General features: G+C 61.6%; 2 protein-coding genes. One reads left to right on the top strand and one right to left on the bottom strand.

The features are described 5' to 3' along the window. A partial coding sequence (locus ACWCXX_RS41330; RefSeq protein ID WP_451136471.1) for an IS630 family transposase occupies window positions 1-614 on the top strand: 614 nt, incomplete at its 5' end. A 135-nt stretch (window positions 615-749) separates the two neighbouring features. Here the strand turns inward: ACWCXX_RS41330 and ACWCXX_RS41325 are convergent. After that, window positions 750-1,433, bottom strand: coding sequence for a hypothetical protein (locus tag ACWCXX_RS41325; protein WP_451136469.1), 684 nt, complete (start codon window positions 1,431-1,433; stop codon window positions 750-752). Between the last annotated feature and the right edge of the window lie 181 nt (window positions 1,434-1,614).

Here is a 1,614-nt window from a genome sequence, read left to right as displayed (position 1 = left end):
TCGAGCAGGACGCGGAAGCGGGCCGCGTCTGGCACGAGGAGACCTGGCCGGCGATCCGGGCCCGGGCGAAGGCGGAGAGGGGTGAAGTCCTCTTCGCCGACCAGGTCGGGATCCGCTCGGACCAGGTCACCGGCCGCACCTGGGGCGCCAGAGGAAGCACTCCGGTCGTCCGTCGCACCGGGAACCGGTTCTCCGTGAACGCGATGTCCGCGATCAGCACGAAGGGCCGGATGCACTTCATGGTCTTCACCGAGTCGTTCGACGCGAAGGTCCTGTGCCGCTTCCTGGACCGGCTCGTCGGTCACTTCGACCGCAAGGTCCATCTGATCGTCGACCGGCACCCGGCCCACCGCTCGAAGACCGTCCGGACCTGGCTCGCCGACCACGAGGAGCAGATCGAGCTGCACTTCCTTCCGTCGTACTCGCCCGAGCTGAACTCCGACGAGCTCGTCAGCGCCGACCTCAAACGCAGCCTGCCCCACACCCACCGGGCCAGGAAGCAGGCCGAACTCGCCACCGAGACCCGCAGATTCCTCCACCGCCGACAACGCCAGCCCCACATCGTGCGCGGATACTTCGGCGGTCGACATGTCCACTACGTCCTCGACGAGTGAACCCCATGCGTTTCTGATCAATAAGTGCCTGGTCGGGTTGGGCGGGTGAGTGTCTAAAGCCAGGGGTACGCGGCAGGCCGTGACCGAGATTCGACCTGTGGGGGGAACTCGTGATCAAACGGGCTGCCCCGGGCTTTAGTCGATGTCTCTCCGGTAGCATTGTGGGGAGTTTCCGGAGGAGGTGAACAGGGGCTGGTTATTTAAGAACCACTTGATCGTCAGGGTTGTTTTCTCTGCGTCTTTGAGCTCTTTGGCGGCTGCCTCTGAAATGATAAGACAGAATCTCTTGGTTAAGGGAGTATGATCCGCTGAACGCAGCAGCTCAAGAGATCCTTCGTAACGGCCTGCCTGGTACGTCCAATTGTCGGCCCGGAACTGGAACGCTGGCTGTTGAGGTTTGTCCTGGCTCACGGTAAACGGGGCGGGATCGCTGCTCCAATGATTATTAACTGTGTCCGTATCCGGGTCGTACTGCCATGTGACAGTCTCCCTCCAGTAAAAGACCGGCCGCTTCGAGGAAGAGATGGCCCCAGTGGGGCTGAGCTTTAATTGTGCGTCACGGATTACTTCGACATTCTCACTCTTGAACCTGGTGGACACTGTCGGCTGCACGTAGAATTGCACGGCCGTGCCTGCATTTTCGAGACGGAGGACGTGTGGAAGTGTCAACTCGACGTTAGGTTTACGCTGCAGCTCAGCGAAGTTGTAGACCGAAAAAGCTAGGGCGGCGACAGCGGCAGCCGTCGCGGACCATTTGTGCATGGCCTCGAAGCGTCGCCTCCTGCGGAACCTCGCAGGCCTCCTTGCAGCGTCTTCCATGCCCCTACTCTGCCCAGAGCACAAGCTTCCGTCTGCCGTGTTACTCCATATGGACGGGGGAAGTAGCGTCCGACGAGGCTTCACACGGCCAGTGACGGCCCACGGGCGGCCAGTGCTATGCCAAAGCACGTCCGCCCGTGATGCGTACCGCCTGCACCAAGCGCTGGAACTGGGCCAGACG

This window comes from Streptomyces sp. NPDC001732 (genome assembly GCF_053596315.1).
The sequence above is the reverse complement of the archived record's forward strand: the minus strand, read 5'-3'. Positions and strand labels throughout refer to the sequence as shown.

Coding starts and splice junctions, on each gene's coding strand:
- ACWCXX_RS41325 (WP_451136469.1), bottom strand. CDS start 1,433: ATGGAAGACGCTGCAAGGAGGCCTGCGAGGTTCCGCAGGAGGCGACGC.